Genomic DNA, 25,078 nt, shown 5'->3' on the forward strand with positions numbered 1-25,078 from the left:
ATTATTAATCTTAAGGAGGTTATAAAATGAACGCACAGAATCCAGCAGCATTTATGCCAGATGAGGATTTAATGAACACCATTTTGTGTGATTTGAAGCGGACGGTTCGTGAGTATGCGACAGCTGCTACAGAATCGGCATGTCCAGCGGTTCGCCGGGTCTTTAATGAGATGACTATGAACACGCTTCGACTTCAGGGCGATCTGTATACGCATATGTCCCAAATGAATATGTATCCTGAGCCTGCAAAAGCATTGCGCCAAGATGTGGACAAGCAGCTTCAAACTGCACAGCAATTGCAACAAAAATCAGGTCAGTTCGTGCAGCAAAAAACAGGACAAACTGGATCTATTGCTCACAATGCGAACAGCCACCTTCATTCGAATGGACAACATCAACCGTCTCATTTAATGTAACCAAGATGGTTAGCGGATGAAGCATCCTGCCACATAACCTTAAGGCTGACGCCCGTTTATACCGAGAGCTCCGGTATAAACGGGCGTTTTTTGTATAAAAATCCATTTAGCTGAGTAAACCTAGTCTTCTATGCGGATATCATATGGGGTTATTTTGTTTGCAGAGATGCTCAATTCATGTCATATTAGTATTAAACTCTTTTCGCGGGGCGAAGCATGAATAGCGCAACGTCATTTGCGAACTATCCGGAGGGAAGGCATGAAGGAAATGAACGAACTAAAGAGGAAAGTGCTGGAACTGCTTAAAGAGGACGCGAGAAGATCTACTGCACTCTTAGCTACGCTGCTTGGCGAGGAAGAAGAAGACGTAAAGACGGCGATTGGGCAATTAGAGAAGGACCATGTAATTGTTAAGTATGCAGCCGTTGTAAACTGGGATAAAGTCGATGACGAGAAAGTGACAGCGCTGATTGAGGTACAGATTACACCCGAACGGGGTCGCGGATTTGAAGGCATTGCCGAGAGAATCTACCTGTATCCACAAGTGAAATCCGTTTATCTGATGTCAGGTGCTTACGATCTTCTGGTAGAAGTGGAAGGCCGAAACTTACGTGAAGTGGCCAATTTTGTATCCGAGAAGCTGTCTCCAATTGATTCAGTACTCTCAACTAAAACGAATTTTACCCTTAAAAAATACAAACAGGATGGGATCATCTTCGAGGAGCATGAGGAAGACAACCGTCTGATGATCTCTCCATAAAGGAAGTAATCATATGATCACGAACAAAACGCAGCTAACTGGAGAAGACAGCAAATCAATGAATTCTTATTTGGCCCCGCTGGTACAGCAAATTCAGCCTTCGGGTATTCGTAAGTTTTTTGATCTGGCTGCAGGCAGCAAGGATATCATATCACTCGGAGTCGGGGAACCTGATTTCAAGACCCCGTGGCATGTCAGAGAAGCTTGTGTCTATTCGCTGGAAAGAGGATTTACAGGCTATACATCCAACGCAGGAATGCCTGAACTAAGGGAGGGTATTGCGAACTATTTGCACACCCGTTTTGCAGTGGAGTATGATCCTGCCAATCAAATTATAGCAACGGTCGGCGGAAGTGAGGCTATCGATCTGGCTCTGCGCGCTTTGATCACGCCGGGCGATGAGATCCTCATACCAGAACCTTGCTATATTTCTTATTCGCCGATAACGGCTATTGGCGGAGGTATTCCTGTAGGTATCGAAACCATCGGAGAGAATGACTTTAAACTTACTGCAGAGAGTTTGGAAGCGAAGATTACTCCACGCTCCAAAGTTCTAATTCTGTGCTACCCGAGCAACCCAACGGGAAGTGTTATGACCCGAGAGGATTGGGAGCCGATCGCCAAGGTTGTAGAGAAGCACGATCTAATTGTAATTTCGGATGAGATCTATGCGGAATTGACGTATGGAATTAATCATGTCAGCTTTGCCTCATTGCCAGGTATGATGGACCGTACGATTTTGGTCAGCGGTTTCTCCAAGGCTTTTGCCATGACTGGATGGAGAATGGGTTATGCTTGTGGTCACCCTGATTTGATCTCCGCTATGCTTAAGATTCACCAGTACACTGTGATGTGCGCTCCTTCTATGGGCCAGGTGGCTGCACTTGAGGCACTGACCAATGGGATGGAAGAGAAGGATCGAATGGTCGATTCTTATAACCAACGGCGGAGGCTGATTGTTAAGGGTTTGCGTGATGCGGGACTGGAGTGCCATGAACCACAAGGTGCATTTTATGCTTTTCCAAGCGTGCGCAAAACAGGACTGACATCTGATCAGTTTGCACAGCGATTATTGCTTGAATATAAGGTGGCAGCTGTACCTGGAAGTGTCTTTGGTTTAGGTGGTGAAGGTTACTTACGCTGCTCCTATGCTACATCAGTAGCTCAACTGAATGAAGCTATTGAACGCATTGGTGCTTTTGTCACACAACTGGAACGAGAGAGAATGGAATAGAGAAAATTGGACTATAGCCTATCCTATAATCCTATGGTATTATTTTACTTTGAGAGTAATTAACCCCTATAATAGAACTAACAAGGACGTATTTTACTCTGGAATTAAGCGTTGCTTTGAAGTTGCTTTTATTACTTTAATGACATTTTGTGGCACGCGCTCAATAATACTTTTAGGAGGGATGATTGTGCTTAGTGCCGATTATTACTTACCTTCCTATGGAGGGCAGTGTTTTTCTGGAAGTGGGAAACTGTCCCCCAAGGGTGATGCTTCTGCTCGCATGCTCTCTCTGGAAGATGAAATTAGAATACTCCGTAGCAAAATGGAGCAGCTTTTTTTGCAGGAAAAATCATTCACTTCAGATAATGTGATTGAAATTAGCAGTTTACTGGATCTCAAGATAAATGAATACATGAAGGGGCGTCCAGTTGGAAAATAACGTCGCTACATGCTGTTGAAGAGGACCCTAGGGTCCTCTTTTTGTTGTTCCTTTAAGCTCACACATCGCAACATTGCAGTCACACTTGGAGAGAATATGCCTATACTCTTCATTTGCCATTTTTATATAAGAAAGCTTAAACTAGCATTATGTGATTTGAAGAATGGATAGGAGGAGTAAGCCATGGTGATCTATACACGCACGGGTGATGCGGGTCAAACTTCAGTGATTGGTGGCCGGGTTGGTAAGGACGATGTCCGAGTTGAAGCTTACGGAACGATCGATGAACTGAATTGCTTTGTAGGTCAGGCAAGGAGCCTGATGGAGGACGATCAGTTTGATGATGTACGCGAGCAGCTGCTGGAAATTCAGCATGAGCTATTCGATTGCGGAACCGATCTGGCTTTTATTAAGCTAGGTGATGGTGGTCAATATATGGTAACAAGTGAGATGGCTAAACGGTTGGAGGGCTGGATTGATGAGCTTCAAGCAGAGAATCCACCACTAGAAAAATTCATCCTCCCTGGGGGCAGTCCGTTGGCTTCGGTTCTACATGTGTGCCGTACGGTTTGCCGCCGGGCGGAACGCCGGGCAGTTACACTTGGAAGAAATGCAGACATTAACCCGGAAGCAGTTATTTATTTGAACCGGTTATCCGATTATTTCTTTGCGCTGGCTAGGACGGCTAATACACGGGCAGGGATTACTGATGTAGAATACATTCGCAGTAAAAAGGTGTTCCGAGACTAATATGACTAGCTATTATTCACCAATTACTTACATTATACCGCCAGAAGAGGATGACTGGTTGCTGAAGACGATCCTGCATAAACGGATGGATGTCTCACGTAAATTGTTGTCACGCCTTAAGCAAACAGAACAAGGGATTACATTAAATGGAGAGCGTGTTTATATCAGCGTACATGTTAAGGCAGGCGATATTGTACAGATTCGCATGGAAACAGAGACTTCGGATGATATTTTACCGCAGCCGATTCCCTTTGAAATTCTATTTGAAGATGAGCATCTGCTCGTAGTAAACAAGGCAGCAGGGATCATCGTGCATCCCACACACGGACATTACACTGATACGCTGGCTAACGGAGTAGTTCATTATTGGGCGCAAAAAAATGAACGTTTCCGCTTTCGACCCGTCCATCGTCTGGACCAGGAAACCTCCGGTGTGTTAGTCATCGCCAAGAATCCGTATAGCCATCAGCATATTTCTGAGCAGATGATTGCGGGTACAGTGGACAAACGTTATTCTGCATTTGTTCATGGGGCTCCTGTGGAGCCTTTCGGCGATATCGACGGACCTATTGACCGTGATCCTGAGGAGCCGCATCGACGTATCGTGACACCGGATGGTTATCCTTCTCTGACTCGGTATGAGGTTAAAACCGTATACGCACAAGGTTCAAAAGTTGAACTGAAGCTGGAGAGTGGTCGTACTCATCAGATTCGGGTCCATATGACCTCTATCGGCTGTCCTTTGATTGGTGACAGCATGTATCGTCATGAGCTGTATAATCTACCGGAATTGACTTTAACTCAAAGTGAACAGTTGGAGTCCGTTGCAGCACTAGATGCCTCCATACCGCGTCAAGCACTGCACGCGGTGCGTCTGACGTTCAAGCATCCGGTGCTGCTGCAGGAAATGATCTTTGAAGCTCCTTTGCCGCCTGATATGGCGGCCTTGGAGGAAATACTGGAGCAAGGACCGATAGCGATTTTGAGGTAAAAATTATCTTAGTGATGTTAGCGAGAGGGCGAATTGGTTCTGGAGAAACGGAGTGTACGCCTTTATCCTCGGATTTCATCCGCAACAAGCGGACTAAATCAAGAATTCTGAGGATAACAGCGATCGGAAGAATAATTTGCCAGCGTAGTCGCACTCATCACTACCATTAAAGGAGAACAACATGAGCAAACTAAAAGTATATCAATATCCAAAATGCAGCACCTGCCGAAGTGCAGTAAAATGGCTACAAGCTCAAGGTCATGAGCTAGAGCTTCAAAACATCGCAGAACAGCCGCCTACCGTTGAGGAGCTGCGTGAATTGCTGGCCAATAGCGGACTTGAACTGAAAAAGTTTTTTAATACAAGTGGTGAAGTCTATAAAGCATTGGGTCTAAAGGACAAAATGGCACAGCTTAGTGAGCAGGAGAAGCTTGAGCTGCTCGCGAGCCGTGGTATGCTAAATAAACGTCCGATTGTCACTGATGGTGTTAAAGTTACGGTAGGCTTTAAAGATGATCAATATGCTGAAGCTTGGAGCAATGCTTCCAAAGTATAAATCCGTAAAGGGGATGTCCCAACAGTCATTTCATGGCTGTTGTGTCATCCCTTTTTGATTATCTAGGAAAATCACAAAAGACCAAGATTCTATAATATACTTATATTTCTCGCTTAAGCTTACCGCCCTTGCAAGGGCACCGATGGTGTTTTTACTTGTTAATTTCAAAGGATAAGAATAAGCTCCCATATGTGTAACTATATGATCCCTTATCAGATCAAGTATTTTCTGATAGAATACTCTTTGTGCAATAACATGGACAAGCGCTTAATAACAATACAATGAACGATTAAGGGAGAGGTTTATACATGAGAGCAGAAACAACGGGCCGTGTAATGCTTGTAGATGGAATGGCTCTGCTGTTCCGGGCCTTTTATGCGACCTCTTATGGAGGATATATTCGCAAGACAAAAGCTGGATTGCCGACGAATGCGGTGTATGGTTTTTTGCAGTATTTTTTCGATGCAGTAAGCACATTTGAGCCTTCTCACGTCGTATGCTGCTGGGATATGGGCAAAGGAACGTTCCGCACCGAGAAATACGATGGATACAAATCGAATCGGATTGAAGCCCCGTTAGAGCTGATTCCGCAGTTCGATCTAGTAAAAGATGTAGTAGCTGAGCTTGGGGTGCCGAATATTGGACTTGCAGGCTATGAAGCGGATGATTGCATTGGTACGCTGGCTTCTTGTTACAGTGAAAACTCTGAGGTATATATTTTGACGGGTGACCATGATATGCTTCAGCTCATTGATGAGAATGTTAAAGTCGTCATTATGAAAAAGGGACGCTCTAACTATAAAGTGTATGACCTTGCAGAATTGCTGGAGGAAAAGGGGCTAACCCCTAGACAAGTGATTGACCTGAAAGGCTTTATGGGCGATACCAGTGATAATTATCCCGGCGTAAAAGGGATTGGTGAGAAGACTGCGCTGAAACTGCTGACCGAATACAGAACAGTTGAAGGTGTAATTGAGAATTTGCATCTGCTCCCTAAAGGTGTGCGTACCAAAATCGAAGCAGATCTGGATATGCTGCATTTATCGCGAGAGCTAGCGGAAATCCGTTGCGATGTACCAGTGGTCTGCGAGCTGACGGAAGCCTTGTGGCAACTACAGCGGGAAACAGCTGCGCGCAAATTTCAGGAGCTAGAGTTCGGCAGCTTGATGCATTTGATTGCTGAGGTGCAGGACGAACGGGGAATTGTACAGATTGAGTTAGGCGATTTGGGTTAAGATCAGACACCCTTCATGCAAAGATGCATGGAGGGTGTTTTGTTAAACTATAAGAACGTATAAGTTTCACACTATACATTATCCTTATCTTTCTCTCTTAAACGCTACCGTCCTTATAAGGACGCCAAAGGCATTTATACATGTTGTGATAGCGCTTCATTCGACGTATAATTAGGGCTGGTGATTGCTTTTTTTAATGATATTATTTATTTATGTATGGGTAGCGTTTCAACTTCTAACTAGAGAAAGGGAGAGAATTGCTGTGAAGCTATTGGGAGCGATTGAAGCAGGCGGAACAAAGTTTGTATGTGGGATTGGTTATGAGGACGGTACCATTGTTGACCGAGTTAGCTTTCCGACAACAACACCGGAAGAAACGATGGGACTAGTAATAGACTATTTTAAAGAGAAGAATGTAGAAGCATTCGGAATCGGATCTTTTGGACCGATTGATCCCGTACTGGACAGCCCTACTTATGGTTACATAACAACGACACCAAAACCTCACTGGGGACAATATAATCTGGTAGGCACAATGGCTGAGCAATTTAACGTTCCGATCGGCTTTGACACGGATGTGAATGGTGCAGCGCTTGCGGAAAGTAAATGGGGAGCGGCTAAAGGTCTGGACAGCTGTCTTTATATTACGGTTGGGACAGGCATTGGAGCAGGAGCGGTTGTTGGCGGCCAGATGGTCCATGGATTGTCACATCCTGAGATGGGACATATTCTAGTTCGTAGACATCCAGAGGATACGTTTGAGGGTTACTGTCCTTATCATGGCGATTGTCTTGAAGGATTAGCCGCAGGTCCGGGGATCGGCAAACGCTGGGGACAACCGGCAGGAGAGCTACCAGTGGACCATCCGGCATGGGAAATGGAAGCTCACTATCTTGCACATGCACTCATGAACTATGTGCTGATTCTGTCTCCTCAAAAAATCGTAATGGGCGGTGGTGTTATGAAGCAAAGCCACCTATTCCCGTTGATTCGCACTAAGCTGCAAGAGTTATTGAGCGGATATGTTCAACATCCATCGCTTAATGTCGACATCGATAATTATGTTGTCTCACCAGGTCTTGGAGACAATGCAGGGCTTGCTGGAGCGATTGGATTGGCTACATTAGCTCTAGCTAGAAACTAGTATAAAAAGACATTGACTGTTCGGTAATATATGGTATTCTAGGATCTAACAGTATAGCATTTAATGAGGGAGCACCTCTTTCGCGTTTATCGTGAGAGAGGTGCTTTTTTGCGTTCGGGGTCTGATTGAGAAAGGATTTGTTCGCTCCGAAGGAGGCTCTTCCCAGAAGGTTATTGTGCTTGCTGTAATGTTGAGAAAGGTAGGGATGAATATGCAAATTGTGTTTATGAACCGTTTATCCAGAATATCTGGAGTGGATCAAGAGGTGTACGCCCAGTTGTGGATTGGAGAGGAAGAGGGGATCTGGAGTTTGGGCTGGCGTGATTTTTCAGGTGGGGAGAATTACATTGAGAATTTGTGGTATGAAGGTGGTTCATGGAATGAGATGCTCTGTGTATACAGGCATGAGCTAGCAGTGAAGATGGGAGATGGCTATCGACCCTTAATCGATGGGATATTCCACGAGGAGGATAGTCTTACTGGACGTAATCAGGAGCAGCTGAAGCTTCAATATTACAGCGAACATTATGGGAATGAAGCCATTTATGAAGAGTTATGTGCTTGGCGCCGTGGTAAGGCTTCGAGTGAACGGAAGGCGCCCTATATTCTCGCCAGTAATCGTCTGTTGCGCTTGTTAAGTACATTTCTACCGCATACGCCAGAGGAACTGATGCAAATTCCGGGTGTTGGAGAAGGCAAGATAGCGCAGTTTGGGGCTGATTGGCTGGCTATAACTACTTCGGTGGCAAGGGAACATGCTTTCCCTCTAAATTGGGTGCATGAAGTAATTGAAGAGGAGTCTTTCGTCTCTTGGCTTTATAAACAGAAAGAAGTCAAATATAAGAAGCAGCTAGAACGACTGCGCTTGCGGAGGATTTTGCTGCAGGGGATCGAGAATGGGTTGGGCTTGGAACAGCTTAAGGTGAATAGTGGAGTGAACCGGCGTGAACTGATTGAAGCGGTAGAGGAGCTAGAAAGAGAAGGTTATTCCGTCGAGAAGCTGATCCATGTAGAGCTTGGCAATATGCCGCAGAATGAGCAGGATGCGATATGGAATGCCTATGTGGAGCTTGGGGATCTTTTCCTAAAACCGGTGTTACATAAGGTGTATGGCGACGACTTTTCCGCTGCTGAAGGATTGGATATTTATTATGAGCGTCTGCGATTGATCCGCATCCGTTTCCGTCGAGAGCAAACGCATAAAGTGGGCATGGCGACCAGTTTTTAAATTTGCGCATACCAAAAAGACGAAGGCTTCCTTATACCTTACGGTTACAGGCCCTTCGTCTTGCTTATTCGTCCGGTTCGTTTCATAGCCATTCCTTCTTGCGGAAAACATACAGCATCCCACAGCCTAACGTCAACATAACGCCTATAACGCCATAATAGCCATATTTCGTATGAAGCTCGGGCATATGATCAAAGTTCATACCGTAGATTCCGGTAATTACGGTCAGGGGCATGAATATTGTTGTGATCGCAGTAAATACTCTCATAATTTCATTCGCGCGGTTGGCGATACTGGATTGGTATGCCTCTCGTAAGTTGCCCATGAGATCGCGATACGTCTCAAAGGTTTCAGATATTTTAACCGCATTTTCATAAATGTCGCTAAAATATTTCTGCAGCTGATCATCAATCAGACGGAGGTCTTTTTTATTTAGGGTATTGATCACTTCTTTTTGTGGCCCCAGCATTTTCTTCAACCATAGAATTTCACTTCGCAGACCGATAATTTCACTGAGATGTGACTTCTTGGTATGCATGAGGATATCTTCTTCCAGCTTCTCGATCCGAGCTTCAATTCGGTCGCCGACGGAGAAATAGTTATCAACGACAAGGTCAATTAGCAAGTAAAGGAACATATCCGGTTCACTTACTTCTTGCTCCCAGAGCATAGGCTTCAGGATTCGTAGTTCATTGATCTTTTGTTTCGTGACAGTGATGATGTAATGTCTTCCAAGGAATACATTGAGCGCCCGTAGGAAAATTTCTTCATCGTCAAAGCGGATGCTATTTACAACTATAAAGTAGTGACTTTCGTATATTTCGATCTTTGGACGCTGATCCTCTTCGCTAAGGCAATCCTCAACAGCAAGATCATGTAGGTTGAACAAGGGCTGAAGCAGCTCCAAATCCTCAACATCGGCGTCAATCCAATAGAACCCTTCCGTTGGGGGTGTTAGTGTTTCATCAATTTCATCAATAGGTGTAAAAACCCCTGCATTTACCAGCCGGATTTTCATCTGATTTCACTCCTCCTATCCCCAGGTCTTCACTAGGGACTGCTAAATTAAGCACAGAGAAAAAAATCAGCTTGGCCGGCGGTACAATCAATACATAGGGCCAAATGACGTTTCGAGGGCATGAAGAAGAACTGCTCCCGCCGCCGGCAAGCTGATGATTATCCTGTGTGGTTGCTCATTCTGTACACATATTTGCGAGCTCGGGTCGCCTTCCATCCTTCTTCTCACCTCTTCTTTTCGTTCAGGTATGAAATACTTGTCTAGTATAACAACGGAGTATGCCTCTTTCAAGCAAATTTATTGTGATTTTGAGGCTTCTTCAGCATTGTATGGACTTGACGAAAAGGAGGTTCATGATTTAAAGTGAATTTTAAAGTAATTTAATTGAATACAGCTAAATCTTATCAAGAGCAGGTGGAGGGACTAGCCCTATGAAACCCGGCAACCGGCGTGTAAACGCACGGTGCTAATTCTTGCGGAATTTCTGCAGACGTCTAATCGTCTTCAGGAACATTCTGGCAGATGAGAGAGGCGCATATGACTGTAGATATGACCTTTCTCGATTTCCGAGGAAGGTCTTTTTATGCTCAGCAAGCCGCAGTGCGGCAAAATAACTAAATTCAGCTAAGGAGTGGAAAGACAATGCCAATTAAAATTCCCGACAGTTTACCGGCGAAAGAAGTACTATCCGGAGAAAATATTTTTGTGATGGACGAAAGTCAGGCTTTCCATCAGGATATCCGTCCACTACGGATTGCTATTCTGAACCTCATGCCGACTAAAGAGACGACAGAGACTCAATTGCTGCGTTTAATTGGAAATTCGCCACTACAAGTTGATGTTACTTTATTGCATCCGCGTTCCCATATTTCCAAGAATACTTCTGCTGAACATTTGAAGAGCTTTTACAAAACCTTTGACGAGATCAGCCACCGCCGTTTGGATGGTTTAATCGTTACAGGTGCTCCTGTAGAACAAATGGAGTTCGAGGAAGTATCGTATTGGGAAGAACTGAAAGAGATTTTTGAATGGAGCAAGGACAATGTGACTTCAACCATGCATATTTGTTGGGCGGCACAGGCAGGCTTATATCATCATTTTGGTGTTCGTAAAGTGGCATTGCCTGAGAAATGCTTTGGCGTCTTCGCTCATACGATTAATCAAAATAACATTAAACTGTTGCGCGGCTTTGACGAGGTATTCCATGTACCACACTCTCGTCATACCGATGTCTCCCGTGAAGATATTGAGAATAACCCAGATCTGCAGATTCTGGCGGAATCCGAAGAAGCTGGTATGTATCTAGTGGCTACAAACGACGGTAAACAAATATTTGTGACCGGACATTCCGAATACGATCCCCTATCCTTGAAATGGGAATATGACCGTGATGTGTCTAGAGGGATGGAGATGGCTTTGCCGAAACATTACTTCCCTAAAGATGATCCAGAACGTACACCTCCAGCAGTGTGGCGTGCGCATGCCAATTTATTATTCTCTAACTGGCTCAATTACTATGTATATCAAGAAACGCCTTATGATATCGACCCGATTGTTTATTAATAATAGCGCTACAATATAAATTAGGAGGCATTAATCATGGATGACAAACTTAGGATTGAAAGTAGACTGGCTCAAATAGGTTCTCAAGAAGATCCTGCCACAGGAGCAATTAATTTTCCAATTTATAATGCAACGGCATTTCGTCATCCAAAACTCGGTCAAAGCACAGGGTTTGATTATAGCCGCACCAAGAGTCCGACCCGTTCAGTGCTTGAGAATGCAGCTGCGGAACTGGAATCTGGAGATGCAGGATTTGCTTGTAGCTCAGGGATGGCAGCGATACAAACAGTGCTTACCTTGTTCGCTCAAGGCGACCATCTGATCGTTTCGCTGGATCTTTACGGCGGTACCTATCGTTTGTTGGAACGGATTATGTCCAAGTTTGGAATCACTGCTTCTTATGTAGACACGAATGATTTGGATGCACTGGAAGCTTCGCGTCGTCCAAATACGAAAGCTGTATTTATTGAAACGCCAACGAATCCACTTATGATGATCACGGATATTGAAGCCGTGTGCACTTGGGCACGTCACCATGGGTTACTTAGCATTGTAGATAATACGCTGCTGACTCCATTCTTCCAACGGCCTATAGAATTAGGTGCGGATATTGTAGTTCATAGCGCTACTAAGTATTTGGGTGGTCATAATGATGTACTGGCAGGCCTGATTGTATCCAAGGGTGTAGAATTATCAGCTGAATTAGCTATTCTACATAACTCTATTGGCGCCGTGCTCGGACCAACAGACAGTTATCAGTTGATGAGAGGCTTGAAGACATTGGCGCTGCGTATGGAGCGTCACGAAAGCAATGCACTAGCGATCGCTCACTACTTATTAGAGCATCCAGCGATTGCGGAAGTGTTCCATCCAGGATTGCCTGATCATCCAGGACATGAAATCCAGAATCGTCAATCTTCAGGCAATACCGGTATTTTTTCTTTCAAATTAAAAGATGCCAGATACGTAGAGCCGCTTCTTCGTCATATTCGTCTTATTGCATTCGCAGAAAGCTTGGGCGGCGTAGAGTCACTTATGACTTATCCGGCTGTACAAACACATGCTGATATTCCTGTGGAGATTCGAAATGCTGTGGGTGTAGATGATCGTTTGCTGCGCTTCTCCGTCGGTATTGAACATGCAGAGGATTTGATTGCTGATCTTGGCCAAGCACTAGAGGCCGCTAGGGCAGAAATTGAGTCCAAGTAACAGGAAGAAATGTTCAATCGAGTGTTAGTGGAGAAATAGAGTATAACTAGCAGTATCGCTTAGTGCGATGCTGCTTTTCTTTTGGATAGGAATTTGCGAAGAATGTAAAAGCATTTTTCAAGCTGTTCAGATTGTGATACGATGAGGAAATGAACTGTTCAATTGTATGAGAAAGGGTTGTCACCTTGAAAAAGAGACAACGTTTTTTCTTCCTGTAATTTTGTGATTCTACCATACCCCTAAGGGTTTAGAAGGAGGATGCGAACGATGAGTGCGATAGATCTTATTTTGGACAAAGCCCTACGGGGTGAACGTCTCCAATTGGAAGATACCATCCGACTGTTCGAGAGCAACGAAATTGAGAAAATGGGTGCAGCTGCAAACACCATAATGGAACGCTGGCATCCAGACCCGATGGCCACGTTTGTAATTGGTCGTAATATTAACTATACGAATGTATGTGATGTCTACTGCCGTTTCTGCGCATTTTATCGCAGACCGGGCTCTGATGAGGGTTATGTATTGCCGGATGAGACGATTTACCAAAAAATCGCTGAGACTATCGCTGTAAATGGTACAGAAATACTGATGCAAGGCGGTACGAACCCAAATCTTCCTTTCAGCTATTATACCGATATACTTCGCGGAATTAAGCAACGTTTTCCTGAGATTACAATGCATTCCTTCTCTCCTGCTGAGATTATGAAGATGAAAGAAGTATCTGGATTATCGCTCGAGGAAGTTGTGCGTGAAATCCATGCTGCTGGCCTGGATTCACTACCAGGTGGGGGAGCGGAAATTCTCGATGATCGCACACGCCGCAAGATCAGCCGACTTAAAGGCTCATGGCGCGAGTGGATGGACGTAATGCAGACAGCGCATAAGATCGGTATGAATACGACAGCTACGATGGTCATTGGACTTGGTGAGAGTATGGAAGAACGGGCATTACACTTACTTCGTGTGCGTGAGGCTCAGGACGAGTGTATTGCCAACAAATACGATTCAGAGGGTTTCTTGGCCTTTATCTCTTGGACCTTCCAACCGGACAATACTAACCTGAAGCTGGATAGACAAACGCCTGAAGAATATCTGAAGACGGTAGCCATTAGTCGCCTTGTTCTAGACAACATTAAGAACTTCCAGTCCTCTTGGGTAACAATGGGACCAGAGGTCGGCAAGCTTTCCCTTCAATATGGCTGTAACGATTTCGGAAGTACAATGATTGAAGAAAATGTAGTATCTTCTGCGGGCGCGACCTACAAGGTCAATATCGAATCAATTACTCAGCTGATCCGCGAAGCAGGCAAAATCCCGGCACAGCGGAATACACGCTACGATATTCTGCGCGTGTTCGATGATGCTAATGCGAAGATTGATAATGATTTCATCATGCAGAACTAGAAATAATATATAAATTAATTCAGCGCTTGTTGCTCGTTAATCCGTTTTGTGGATGATTGAGCAGCAAGCGTTTTTTTGTATGGTTAAGATTTCGAAGGTTTATTTTACCTGTGAACATAAATTCATTATTTTATTACATTTTTGTATACACATTATTATCCAAAAGTGATATCATGATCATATCAAAAGAATATCTTATGGGGGTGCTTTTTATGAAGGAGAAGACGCTTCGTCCTGTCAGCGGATTTTGGGTTATCGCATTAATTGCAGTTTGTTTGGCTGGTGGAATCTATGGTGCTGTTCAGGAGTATATTGCAGTACCGGTCATTCTGTTCGTTGTATCAGCAATACTATGTACGAGTATTACGGTTGTACAACCTAATAAGTCGGTTGTAGTCACCTTTTTCGGCAAATATGTAGGGACTATTGCAACGAGTGGACTGTTCGCAGTTATTCCGTTCAGCGTACGTAAGACGGTTTCCCTACGCGTTCGTAACTTTAACAGTGTGAAGCTCAAGGTCAATGATGTTGAAGGTAATCCGATTGAAATTGCTGCAGTTATCGTCTTTAAGGTGATTAACTCCGCTAAAGCCCTCTTTGATGTAGATAAATACATGGCTTTCGTAGAGATTCAGAGTGAAACGGCGCTGCGTCATGTAGCCAGCAAATACCCTTATGATAACTTCAATGAATCTGGGATGTCCTTGCGTGCCAATGCAGATGAAATTGCTAAAGAGTTAGCGACTGAGCTTCAAGAGCGTTTGTCCTTATCTGGTGTAGAAGTCATTGAAGCCCGGCTTACACATTTGGCTTATTCAACAGAAATCGCCAGCACCATGTTGCAGCGGCAGCAAGCTTCTGCCATTCTGTCTGCTCGTCAAATCATTGTTGAAGGTGCAGTTGGCATGGTCGATATGGCGATTAAACAGCTTAAAGAGAGCGGTGTAGTGGAGCTTGATGAAGAACGTAAAGCGGCCATGATTAATAATCTGATGGTGGCGATCGTGTCGGAGCGCGGAGCGAGTCCGGTCATTAACGCCGGCTCGTTGTATTAAGGCGGTGCATCATGGCGGCCAAGAAAAGCTTTCCATTGCGGATCGATCCGGATCTGCATGAGGCGTTGGAACGTTGGGCGGGAGAGGAATTTCGCAGTGTAAACGGACATATCGAATACTTGCTGCGTGAGTCTTTGAAACGTGCAGGCCGCTTACCTGGGAAACGCCGAGAAGAGTAACCTGTTAAGGACAGTTCTAGCGCTATTTCCTGGCTGCAGAACTGTCCGTGTAGGTGACTGTTTCCGCGGTTTACAAAATTTTGCCCCCTCTACAGACTTGACTGTCAGAGAGGACGGATTTATAATTACTCCATAATTCACGTTAACAGCTTTGACAAAGATATGAATGGATTGTTCTGGACCGTATCAGAGAGAGGGAACATAGGCTGTAATTTCCTCCGGTATCCTACTATCGATTTACCCCTTTGTAGCTGCGGTTATGAATTCCCTGAAATGGGATAGTAAGAACCGCCGGTTCATGGTCGTTATTCCATGCTTACGAAGGATTCTGACTCGACTCTGCTTTAAGAGCAGATTGAGAGAATCGAATTTGGGTGGAACCACGGGTGCAATCGCTCGTCCCTTTGCGGGACGGGCGTTTTTTGTATGCGTGGATATTTCCGTTTCGAAAAATTTAAAATTGTTGTTTGGCTTAAGGAAATGAAGGAGGAAATTAAAATGGTAAGTATTAAACTTCCGGACGGTTCCGTTCGGGAATACGCAGAAGGTAGTAATATTGATGATGTAGCGGCTTCTATTAGTAGTGGACTTCGCAAGAATGCGGTGGCAGGGAAATTGAATGGTATTGTCGTGGATCTGTCCACTCCGCTAGAGGAAGGCGCATTGATAGAAATCGTAACTTTGGATTCACCAGAAGGCTTGGAAGTTATGCGTCACAGTACTGCCCACTTGATGGCGCAAGCTGTAAGACGTTTATATGGAACAAAGGAAGTTAAGCTTGGTGTAGGTCCTGTTATCGAAGATGGCTTCTACTACGATATGGATTTGGAACATCCGCTTAATCCTGAGGATCTGCTAAAGATTGAAAAGGAAATGGATCGCATTATCTCTGAGAACCTTCCAATCGTACGTAAGGAGGTTAGCCGTAAGGAAGCGCTCCAAATATTCGGTGAGCTAGGCGATCCTTACAAACTTGAACTAATTGAAGCATTGCCTGAAGATAGTGTGATTTCGATCTATGAACAAGGCGAATTCTTCGACTTGTGCCGGGGACCACACTTACCGTCGACTTCTAAGATCAAAGTCTTTAAATTGATGAATGTAGCTGGTGCTTACTGGCGCGGCGATAGCAAGAATAAAATGCTTCAACGCGTATACGGTACAGCTTGGATTAAAAAAGCGCAGCTCGATGAGCATCTTCGTCTGCTTGAAGAAGCGAAGAAACGCGACCACCGTAAGCTGGGTAAAGAGCTTGAAATCTTCACATTTAATCAATTGGTAGGCCAAGGCTTGCCGATCTGGCTGCCTAAGGGTGCTAAACTGCGCAGTATTCTGGAACGTTACATTGTGGATCTGGAAGCAAGTCTAGGATACCAGCATGTATATACTCCGGTTCTTGGTAATGTTGAACTATATAAAACTTCTGGACACTGGGAGCACTATCAAGAGGACATGTTCCCTAAAATGACTATTGATAACGAAGAATTTGTTCTCCGCCCAATGAACTGCCCGCATCACATGATGATTTATAAGAGCTCCATGCACAGCTATCGTGATCTGCCGATCCGTATTGCTGAACTGGGTATCCAGCACCGTTATGAAATGTCAGGAGCATTGACTGGCTTGCACCGTGTGCGTTCGATGACTCTTAATGACTCCCATATTTTCTGCCGTCTGGATCAAATTAAAGGCGAGTTCATTCGTGTAATCGAGTTGATTAAACAGGTATACAGTGACTTTGGTATTAATGACTACCGTTTCCGGTTGTCTTATCGTGATCCTAAGGATACTGAGAAATATTACGCTAATGACGAAATGTGGGAAACTGCACAGCGTATGTTGCGTGAAGTTGTAGAAGAAGCTGGTCTGCCATTCTACGAAGCAGAAGGCGAAGCTGCTTTCTACGGTCCTAAGCTGGATGTGCAGATCAAGACTGTACTAGGCAAAGAAGAAACTCTCTCCACTGTACAGATCGACTTCTTGCTGCCTGAACGCTTTGAATTGGAATATATCGGTGACGATGGTCAGAAACACCGTCCAGTTGTTCTACACCGCGGTATTTTAGGTACTATGGAGCGCTTTGTTGCTTTCTTGTTAGAGAACTTTGCAGGATCACTGCCGCTTTGGCTGTCTCCACAGCAGGTTAAAGTTATTCCTGTTTCGACTGCCTTCGACGATTATGCTAAGGAAGTTACAGACAAGCTGCGTCGCCGTGGTATCTCTGCTGAGGCAGATTTGCGTAATGAGAAGCTTGGCTATAAGATCCGTGAAGCTCAGCTAGAGAAGCTACCATACATGTTCGTAGTTGGCGAGAATGAGATGAATGCCGAGACAGTTTCCATCCGTAAGCGTGGAGAAGGCGATATGGGAGCTAAGCCGCTTCAAGAAGTTATTGAGCTGCTGGCTCAGGAAATTGCAGATCGTGTAATCTCCTAATTACTTGTAATAATCAACACCAAAAGTACGTCTAATAAGAACCTCTGTCATATGCCCATAAGGATCGAAAATTGATCTTTATGTATAAAATTTTGTGAATCGGGAAACCTTCGCTAATAAGGGGGAGGTTTATCACATGAACAAAATGGGCATATTTCAGAGGTTTTGGTGTCTTTTCGTCACAATAGTCCTACTGTTGACTGCTGCAGGTATCATTCCTGAATCCAAGCATCAAGCAGTTGTGGCCAATGGGACAGAAGACACATTACAGCACACAGATATTAGCAAAACGCTTTCGAACGAATTGCAACATACTCAGGCTAACTCAGGTTCAATGAGAACCAAAGATCAACAAGCTATTCTCACCACTGGCCGTGCTACCTTGTTATCAAACGAGCCATATTCCAGCGTACCGATCGTTCCTGCGACAACAAAAAATAAACCAGTAGCTACAAAGTTACCACAGAGCACTAAAGCTCCAACTACCAAAGGGAGTGGGGGTACAGGCTCTTCAAAATCGCCGAATTCTATTCCCGTAGCTGCGCCAGCTCCTGACCAAATTATTACTTCAATGAAAGTGATGGCGACGGGTTATACTGCGGGTTATGAATCTACAGGTAAAACATCTAAACATCCCGAATACGGAATTACCTATTCAGGTGTTAAAGTACGTAGAGATAAGAACACAGTCTCGACTATTGCTGCTGACCCTAAGGTAATCCCGTTAGGGAGTATACTTTATATACCTGGTTATGGATACGGCATCGTCGCTGATACAGGATCTGCCATTAAAGGGCGGAAGATTGATTTGTATTTTGCTACTACGAAACAGGTGTATAAGGAATGGGGCAAAAAATCAGTTGTAGTTCAGCTCATTAAGCGAGGAAACGGTACATGTACAGAAGTGATGCTGAAGAAGCTTACTCAGGCGATTGAGACTTACAATGCTGTACCGCAATCCCTGCTGGAAGAATCCATTTAAGATATAGCGGTTATATTTCAATGAATTTGGTGGATTGAACTTAATTTCACTTGGTCATGCATAATAGTGACATCACCTTGCCATAATACGGACTGGGGCAGAGCAATAGCCTCATCCGAGATGTTCTCTTAGTAAGCATTATCTATGCTGCATAAGGGATAAGGGAGGTGAATTCCGTGGCTAATAATAAAAAGTCTAAAGTTCAAGAAAACTACAAAACACCGAATGAAAAATACAATGCTGAGTTTGCTGTTGAGAATGACGGCACAACTAAGCAAAGTGGAAATACTTCTAAACCAGCTCAGAAACCGCAACAATAATGCGCTACTGAAGCAGAAGACTGCTGAATAAAGAGACTGTCCCAAATCAGTTTATAACTGAGGGACAGTCTTTTTTTTATATTTCATATATAATGAAGTAAATGGAATATTAACCCATTCGTCTCGGTCTAGAGACTGAGTGGAAGTTCCTTCTCTCGCCGCTGTTTATGAGCGCTTCCTTCCTGTAGACTAAGGCTATAAGATTGAAGAAGAGAGCGTTCCACTAATTTAAAGGGGAAATGGAATATGAAAAGAAGGTTCACAAGTCAGATTTTTGGCGGCTTGATCCTGATAGGGATTGGAGCCATGTTTCTACTTAGACAGTTGGGTTACACCGATTTCAGCTTAGGTTATTTAATCTCAAATTATTGGCCTGTTATCTTGATCCTCATGGGGATGAAGCAACTCCTGGGTACGGGAGACGAACATCAAAAAGGTGGATCTTCACCTATCGGCGGTTTTTTCTTTCTGGCGATCGGAGTGTTCTTCCTTGGACGAAATTTGGACTGGTTCGATATTTCAGCCGGGGATTTTTTCAAAATGTTCATTCCAATCATGCTGATTGGTGGCGGTCTTTATGTGATTTTTAAACCACGAGGTTCAGTACCGCCAGTGCCACCTGCGCCACCATCACCACCTGATTACTTTCCTCCAGGAAAAAGCTCGCTAGATGTGGAGCCGCCAAAACCGCTGGATTCCACGCTAGATGAACAATTCGAGCAGAAATTCGGTAAATCTTCTGGTGGGAGAGACTGGAATATTAATCTGCAAAAAGATGAAGAAGAGGATGAGGACGGAACTGGAGCTTTTAAGTCCACCGCTGAATCACGTTGGCAGGAGAAACAGGAGCGTCATGAGCGCAGACGTCAGGAACGTCACGAGCGGCACGCTAGAAGACATGGGGAATGGCATGAGGAGTTCCATAAGACAGAGAGTAACAACAAGGAGTCAACCAATCGCTCTGCTTTTATCGGGGATGTTCACATGGGTCGCGAGCATTTTCAACTGAAGAACACAAATGTCTCGCAGTTTATAGGTGATACTGTACTGGATCTGACGAACGCGCAAATTGCTTATGGAGAGACGAAGATTAATATCTCCGCTTTTATAGGCGACATCAAGGTGTACATTCCGAATGATATGGATCTTGGGATCTCAGTGAACAGTAGTTCATTTATCGGCGATATGGAAGTTCTGGATCAGTCTCGGAGTGGATTTATGAGCAGTGTTCAATGCAAGACGCCTTATTATAAAGAAGCGGGCAAAAAAGTCCGCATTAACGTAAGTGCTTTTATAGGTGACATTAAAGTTAAAACGGTGGGTTAGATGGGAACAATCTTTAGTAATACCAAATGGTTGTTGTTGTTTTACTTTTTGCTCACTGGAGCCGTAAGCGCCGGGTTGATGTATGCAGGCACTTGCCTTGGGTATATCGAAGTAATGGATTATCGCATGTGGCTGTACTTATGTCTTGGGATCGTGTTATTCACTGTTGTAATCGGCTATATGGCAGGTCAGCGTATTCAGCGGCGGATTGATCATCTGGATCTAAACATGCTGCAGGTGGCAAAAGGGAATTTGTCCGTTCGTATGCCAGAGAGTGATGACCAGTCTTTTGCGAGAGTGTACCATGAATTTAATGTCATGATGGATACGGTTGAGAACAAGATGCAGCTTCTACAGCGATTGGGTGAACAAGAGGTTATTGAGAAGGAACAGGCAGCGGAGAGTGCGGTGTTGGAGGAAAGAAGGCGTATGGCCCGGGATTTGCATGATACGGTGAGCCAACAGCTTTTTGCCATCCATATGTCGGCTTCTTCGCTGCCTAAAGTGCTGAAGGTTAATGAAGCTCAAGGTCAATTGGTAATGGATCAGTTAATTGCAATGTCACAGATGGCACAAAAGCAGATGAGAGCACTTATTGCACAGTTGCGACCGGTGGAGCTGGAAGGCAGGAATCTTTTCGAAGCACTGGAAAAATGGTTCCCTGATTATTGCCGCCAGAACGGCTTAAAAGGAATGAAGGAGCTTGAGCTGCAAGGAGAATTATCTGAGGCTATTGAACATCAGTTATTCTTGATTATCCAGGAGGCTATGGCGAATATCGTGAAGCATGCTGAAGCTAGACTGGTCAGTTTATCACTGCGTGAAGGGTCAAGACAGGTTGTGCTGAGTATTAGCGACGACGGTCAAGGTTTTGAACATATACAGCAAAAACAGGGATCATACGGCCTTACCACCATGCGCGAACGTGCGGAGAAACTGGGTGGACAAGTGGAGATTATTAGCCGAAAGGGTGCGGGAACGACCATACGCGTACATATCCCTAAGTTTGTGCAAGGGAACTCTGAGTTAGAGGAAAAAAGAGCATTAGGAACAGATACAGAGGACGAGGAGGAATAGAGCATGAGCGTCATAAGAGTGTTGCTCGTGGATGATCATGATATGGTGCGGATGGGTCTTAAAACATATCTGATGCTGGAGCCGACGTTTGAGGTTATAGGAGAAGCAGCAAATGGACAGGAAGCGCTGGAGATGCTGCGTGCTGGCGGACATGAAGGCTTACCCGATCTCGTGCTAATGGATCTGATGATGCCTGTGATGAATGGTGTGGAGACTACTCGTGCAGTGCTATCGGAATTTCCTGGTCTCAAAATCGTTATCTTGACCAGCTTCTTAGAGGATGACCTCGTCGTGGACGCTATAGAAGCTGGAGCAGTCAGCTATGTGCTCAAAACCGTATCGGCAGAGGAACTGATCTACGCACTGCAAGGCGCATTTCGCGGTATGCCAGTTATGACTGGTGATGTATCGCAAGCGTTGACACGTGGCATTCGCCAGCGTACCGTGCAAGGTGATTCCTCCGGCTTGACGGAGCGTGAGAAGGAGGTCTTACTGCTCATTGCTGAGGGCAAGACCAATAAGGATATCGGCGAGGAACTACATATCAGCATCAAGACAGTGAAGACGCATGTCAGTAACCTGCTGATGAAATGCGAGCTGGATGATCGAACCCAGTTGGCTATTTATGCTCATCGGAAGGGTTGGGCTCAGGGTTAGGTTTGTTGTTCAAGATGATTTGGGGTAGTTTACGGGTGCTTAAAAGTAAGTTATAGGGAAAACGTCCCTTTAAACTTGAGTTTTACGCTTGTATACAGGACTATAGGGAAATCCTCCGTATAAATTCCTTGTTTTTCTCATAAATAGCTATATTGCTGAGAATTATAGGGAGGTATTCCCTTTAAATCTTGATTTCTTGTGATTTTTGGTTAATTATAGGGAGTTTTTCCCTATAATTATTGATCATTGTTTGTTCCTTGTTCTTGGACGTCGTTCTAGGGTTTTGTTCTAGGTTGTATGTTGGAAGTTCGGGCCGCGTTGTTATCCGCGCCCGAGCTTCTTTTTTACATACCTGCCTAGGGATTGGGTATCAGAGCGAAAAGTTTACGTCCGCCCTTGAAATCATGTTCCACTCGCAGTGTCAATTCATAGGAACATGATTTCAACAGCGGTGTAGCCTGAAACCTAGTCCTGACCAACAGCGTGCGCCTTTTGAACCAAATCCCGTCTATTTGCCTATATCTTTTATCTCCGCTTAAATTGTTTTTAATGTGACCTTAAGGTTTAAAGTACAAAATAAGAAACAAGAAAACAAATTAATCCTTGTCAGGCGACAGGATGCAGGAGGTAAATAAACATGGACGATAACAAAAACAACTTTAATCGAGACAATGGACCAGCACCAGATCGGGATTGGGACAATAATAACCATAATAGCAATAATAATCAGTCATCCGATTCCGGATCATCATACTACTATTCTTATGGACCATTTAAATCATTGAACAAAGATGAAAGTAACGTAGACGGAAGTGCTCAGCATTACAACCGGATGGAGCCGGAGCGTGTCGAGATTACACCTCCACAACCTGTAAAACAACTTCCATATAACAGTTCATATCGCAGTACAGGCTTTGATGGTAATGGCGGTGGACGTGGAGGAAACGGCGGAGGCGGTTCTGAAGGTGGCGGTGGCTGGCAATTTAATAAAAAGCCAAAAAGCTCAGTGAAAACAATATTTGTTTCCTTCTTAGCGGGTATGGTCGTTCTCTCAGGTTCTATGTTCATGGCAGATCGAGGCAACTGGTTCACAGGGGACGCAACAACCATTGCAAGCTCAGGATCAAATGGAACGGCGAAGACGACGAATGAGAGTGCTAGTACTACACCTAATACTACCACTACATCATTGGTGAAAGGATCTCGTGATGTGACTGGCGTAGTTGATGCGGTTGGACCAGCAGTCGTCAAGATTGAGACGCTAGTGAAATCCGGTTCACGTAATGGAAGTTCATCCAGTCCGAATTTGAGTGATCCGTTCTCTCAATTTTTCTTTGGGGATCAATACGGTGGAAGTGGTTCTTCACAAAATGAGCAGGACTCGAAGTCAGGTTCAAATTCTTCATCGCAGCTCATCCCTTATGGAATTGGAACAGGCTTCATTTATGAGAAATCCGGATATATTTTGACCAATCAACACGTCATTGAAAATGCCGATGTCATCCAAGTTACAGTGGATGGCGTGACCAAACCTTACGAAGCAAAATTGCTAGGTTCTAGCAAAGATCTGGATTTGGCAGTACTGAAGATTGAAGGAGATACTGATTTCCCTACAGTTGCTCTGGGAGATTCGGATAGCTTGAAAGTAGGCTCAGAAGTGGTTGCTATCGGTAACCCACAAGGCTTCGACCATACAGTAACTTCTGGTGTTCTTAGTGCAAAAGGACGCAGCATCGATATCAACGAAGAAGACGGTAGTGGAACACGCAACTACAAAAACCTGCTGCAAACGGATGCTTCTATCAACCCTGGTAACTCCGGTGGTCCGTTGCTCAATATGAATGGACAGGTAATTGGTATGAACGTAGCTGTTAGCACAGATTCCCAAGGTATTGGTTTCGCTATCGCTGTGAATACGATTAAAGAAGTCGTAGATAAACTCGAAGCGAACCAAGCGATTCCAAAAGAACCCGTACCATTCATTGGTGCAACGCTTATGACGATTACAGATGAAGTAGCTAAGCAAATGGGCACGGATATTAAAGAAGGTTCTGTAGTTGCAGACATTATCTTTAAATCGCCAGCGTATGCCGCTGACTTGCGCCCTTACGATATCATTACAGGTGCAAATGGAACAAAATATGCAACAAACCAAGATCTGATCGCTTTCATTCAAACGCTAAAAGTCGGTGACAAAGTAACGCTGAATGTGGTGCGCGATGGTAAAAATATGGATCTTTCCGTAACAATCGGCAACAAGAATGATTTTGATACGACTACTGGGCAAAGTCAGAAGTAATAACACCGGACGGTGAATAACGCGGAAGGGGCAACCCTTCCGTTTTTTGTCTAAACATGGTGTGACTGCTACAATATAAATAAATAGAAATGAACAATGGGGGCTGCTTGATGCGACCGAATATTCTTATTATTGATGATGATGAAAAAATTATTTCCATGCTGCGCCGGGGGCTAGCTTTTGAAGGCTACGATGTGAAGACAGCGGTGAATGGAGCGGATGGTTTACGAGCAATCCTAAGCAGCGATCCGGATGTGGTGATTTTGGATGTTATGATGCCTCAGGTAGACGGATTTGAAGTCTGTCGTCGTTTGCGAGAAGGGGGCAGTAATGTACCTGTTCTAATGCTTACGGCCAAGGATGAAATTGAGCATCGTGTGAAAGGGCTTGATCTGGGTGCGGACGATTATCTAGTTAAACCATTTGCGCTGGAAGAGTTACTTGCGCGTGTGCGAGCATTGCTTCGGCGCAAGAGTGAGCAAAGTGGCGGCAGTGAGCAAGCGGTTACTTACGAGGATATTACCTTGGATGTGGATTCACGTGAAGTGACACGCGCCGGCAAGAGACTGGAGCTGACAGCGAAGGAATTTGAGCTGCTACATCTCTTTATGCAGAATCCGAAACGGGTGCTTTCGCGGGATCTGATCATGGATAAAATATGGGGTTATGATTATAGCGGTGAATCAAATGTACTTGAGGTATACATAGCTATGCTACGTCAAAAGACGGAGGAGCATGGCGGTAAACGCCTCATTCAAACGATCCGGGGTGCCGGTTACATTCTAAGAGGTGACAACTAA

General features: G+C 44.5%; 24 protein-coding genes and 1 riboswitch. Of the genes, 23 read left to right on the top strand and 1 reads right to left on the bottom strand.

Going from position 1 to position 25,078, the window contains the following annotated elements; translation table 11 throughout:
- Positions 1-26: 26 nt before the first annotated feature.
- From NYE25_RS29075 to NYE25_RS29120, 10 genes are all read left to right on the top strand, one after another.
- Positions 27-416, top strand: a complete 390-nt coding sequence (locus NYE25_RS29075; protein ID WP_076284224.1) for a spore coat protein — start codon at positions 27-29, stop codon at positions 414-416.
- 259 nt (positions 417-675) lie between these two features.
- Complete coding sequence (locus tag NYE25_RS29080) at positions 676-1,176, top strand: Lrp/AsnC family transcriptional regulator (RefSeq protein WP_042125589.1); 501 nt, start codon at positions 676-678, stop codon at positions 1,174-1,176.
- Positions 1,177-1,189: 13 nt separating this feature from the next.
- Positions 1,190-2,410 carry an aminotransferase class I/II-fold pyridoxal phosphate-dependent enzyme gene (locus NYE25_RS29085; RefSeq protein WP_042186187.1) on the top strand — a complete coding sequence of 407 codons (1,221 nt, stop codon included), beginning with the start codon at positions 1,190-1,192 and terminating at the stop codon, positions 2,408-2,410.
- Between the two features lie 250 nt (positions 2,411-2,660).
- Positions 2,661-2,849 carry an aspartyl-phosphate phosphatase Spo0E family protein gene (locus tag NYE25_RS29090; protein ID WP_262495626.1) on the top strand — a complete coding sequence of 63 codons (189 nt, stop codon included), beginning with the start codon at positions 2,661-2,663 and terminating at the stop codon, positions 2,847-2,849.
- 183 nt (positions 2,850-3,032) lie between these two features.
- Positions 3,033-3,599, top strand: coding sequence for a cob(I)yrinic acid a,c-diamide adenosyltransferase (locus NYE25_RS29095; RefSeq protein WP_042186191.1), 567 nt, complete (start codon positions 3,033-3,035; stop codon positions 3,597-3,599).
- Position 3,600: 1 nt separating this feature from the next.
- Entirely contained in the window at positions 3,601-4,590 is a 990-nt protein-coding gene (locus NYE25_RS29100; protein ID WP_341147500.1) for an RluA family pseudouridine synthase, read from the top strand.
- A gap of 181 nt (positions 4,591-4,771) precedes the next feature.
- Positions 4,772-5,146, top strand: a complete 375-nt coding sequence (locus NYE25_RS29105) for an arsenate reductase family protein (protein ID WP_341147501.1) — start codon at positions 4,772-4,774, stop codon at positions 5,144-5,146.
- Between the two features lie 308 nt (positions 5,147-5,454).
- A complete protein-coding gene (locus NYE25_RS29110) occupies positions 5,455-6,381 on the top strand; it encodes a 5'-3' exonuclease (protein ID WP_149645832.1) in 927 nt (308 codons plus the stop codon).
- A gap of 262 nt (positions 6,382-6,643) precedes the next feature.
- Complete coding sequence (locus tag NYE25_RS29115) at positions 6,644-7,525, top strand: ROK family protein (RefSeq protein ID WP_340968289.1); 882 nt, start codon at positions 6,644-6,646, stop codon at positions 7,523-7,525.
- 211 nt (positions 7,526-7,736) lie between these two features.
- Complete coding sequence (locus NYE25_RS29120; RefSeq protein ID WP_341147803.1) at positions 7,737-8,753, top strand: HRDC domain-containing protein; 1,017 nt, start codon at positions 7,737-7,739, stop codon at positions 8,751-8,753.
- A gap of 82 nt (positions 8,754-8,835) precedes the next feature.
- Here the strand turns inward: NYE25_RS29120 and corA are convergent, their stop codons facing one another.
- Positions 8,836-9,771 carry a magnesium/cobalt transporter CorA gene (gene corA, locus NYE25_RS29125; RefSeq protein WP_042125638.1) on the bottom strand — a complete coding sequence of 312 codons (936 nt, stop codon included), beginning with the start codon at positions 9,769-9,771 and terminating at the stop codon, positions 8,836-8,838.
- Between the two features lie 398 nt (positions 9,772-10,169).
- Positions 10,170-10,300, top strand: a riboswitch (SAM riboswitch).
- A gap of 113 nt (positions 10,301-10,413) precedes the next feature.
- Between corA and metA the strand changes: the two genes are divergently transcribed.
- The 13 genes from metA to NYE25_RS29190 all read left to right on the top strand — a co-directional run bounded on the left by metA (position 10,414) and on the right by NYE25_RS29190 (position 25,078).
- Positions 10,414-11,334, top strand: a complete 921-nt coding sequence (gene metA, locus NYE25_RS29130; protein ID WP_076284219.1) for a homoserine O-acetyltransferase MetA — start codon at positions 10,414-10,416, stop codon at positions 11,332-11,334.
- 36 nt (positions 11,335-11,370) lie between these two features.
- Entirely contained in the window at positions 11,371-12,543 is a 1,173-nt protein-coding gene (locus NYE25_RS29135) for an aminotransferase class I/II-fold pyridoxal phosphate-dependent enzyme (RefSeq protein ID WP_076284218.1), read from the top strand.
- Positions 12,544-12,810: 267 nt separating this feature from the next.
- Positions 12,811-13,947 (top strand): cyclic dehypoxanthinyl futalosine synthase, encoded by a 1,137-nt coding sequence (mqnC, locus tag NYE25_RS29140; protein WP_042125644.1) that lies wholly within the window; start codon positions 12,811-12,813, stop codon positions 13,945-13,947.
- Positions 13,948-14,159: 212 nt separating this feature from the next.
- Positions 14,160-15,002, top strand: coding sequence for an SPFH domain-containing protein (locus NYE25_RS29145; protein WP_042186213.1), 843 nt, complete (start codon positions 14,160-14,162; stop codon positions 15,000-15,002).
- Between the two features lie 11 nt (positions 15,003-15,013).
- Positions 15,014-15,181 (top strand): toxin-antitoxin system HicB family antitoxin, encoded by a 168-nt coding sequence (locus NYE25_RS29150; RefSeq protein WP_042186214.1) that lies wholly within the window; start codon positions 15,014-15,016, stop codon positions 15,179-15,181.
- Positions 15,182-15,679: 498 nt separating this feature from the next.
- Positions 15,680-17,617 (top strand): threonine--tRNA ligase, encoded by a 1,938-nt coding sequence (gene thrS, locus NYE25_RS29155; RefSeq protein ID WP_076300071.1) that lies wholly within the window; start codon positions 15,680-15,682, stop codon positions 17,615-17,617.
- Between the two features lie 415 nt (positions 17,618-18,032).
- Complete coding sequence (locus NYE25_RS29160; RefSeq protein ID WP_445667189.1) at positions 18,033-18,599, top strand: 3D domain-containing protein; 567 nt, start codon at positions 18,033-18,035, stop codon at positions 18,597-18,599.
- Between the two features lie 176 nt (positions 18,600-18,775).
- Positions 18,776-18,919, top strand: coding sequence for a hypothetical protein (locus NYE25_RS29165; RefSeq protein WP_156114753.1), 144 nt, complete (start codon positions 18,776-18,778; stop codon positions 18,917-18,919).
- Between the two features lie 246 nt (positions 18,920-19,165).
- Positions 19,166-20,245, top strand: coding sequence for a cell wall-active antibiotics response protein LiaF (gene liaF / locus NYE25_RS29170; protein ID WP_341147503.1), 1,080 nt, complete (start codon positions 19,166-19,168; stop codon positions 20,243-20,245).
- Positions 20,246-21,322, top strand: a complete 1,077-nt coding sequence (locus NYE25_RS29175; protein WP_042186220.1) for a HAMP domain-containing sensor histidine kinase — start codon at positions 20,246-20,248, stop codon at positions 21,320-21,322.
- Positions 21,323-21,325: 3 nt separating this feature from the next.
- Entirely contained in the window at positions 21,326-21,979 is a 654-nt protein-coding gene (locus tag NYE25_RS29180) for a response regulator (RefSeq protein ID WP_042186223.1), read from the top strand.
- Positions 21,980-22,616: 637 nt separating this feature from the next.
- Positions 22,617-24,278: a S1C family serine protease gene (locus NYE25_RS29185; RefSeq protein ID WP_341147504.1), complete on the top strand. Its 1,662-nt coding sequence runs from the start codon at positions 22,617-22,619 to the stop codon at positions 24,276-24,278.
- A gap of 110 nt (positions 24,279-24,388) precedes the next feature.
- Positions 24,389-25,078 carry a response regulator transcription factor gene (locus tag NYE25_RS29190; protein ID WP_042125657.1) on the top strand — a complete coding sequence of 230 codons (690 nt, stop codon included), beginning with the start codon at positions 24,389-24,391 and terminating at the stop codon, positions 25,076-25,078.

The sequence above is a fragment of the Paenibacillus sp. FSL E2-8871 genome, assembly GCF_038000345.1.
GTDB lineage: Bacteria > Bacillota > Bacilli > Paenibacillales > Paenibacillaceae > Paenibacillus_AQ.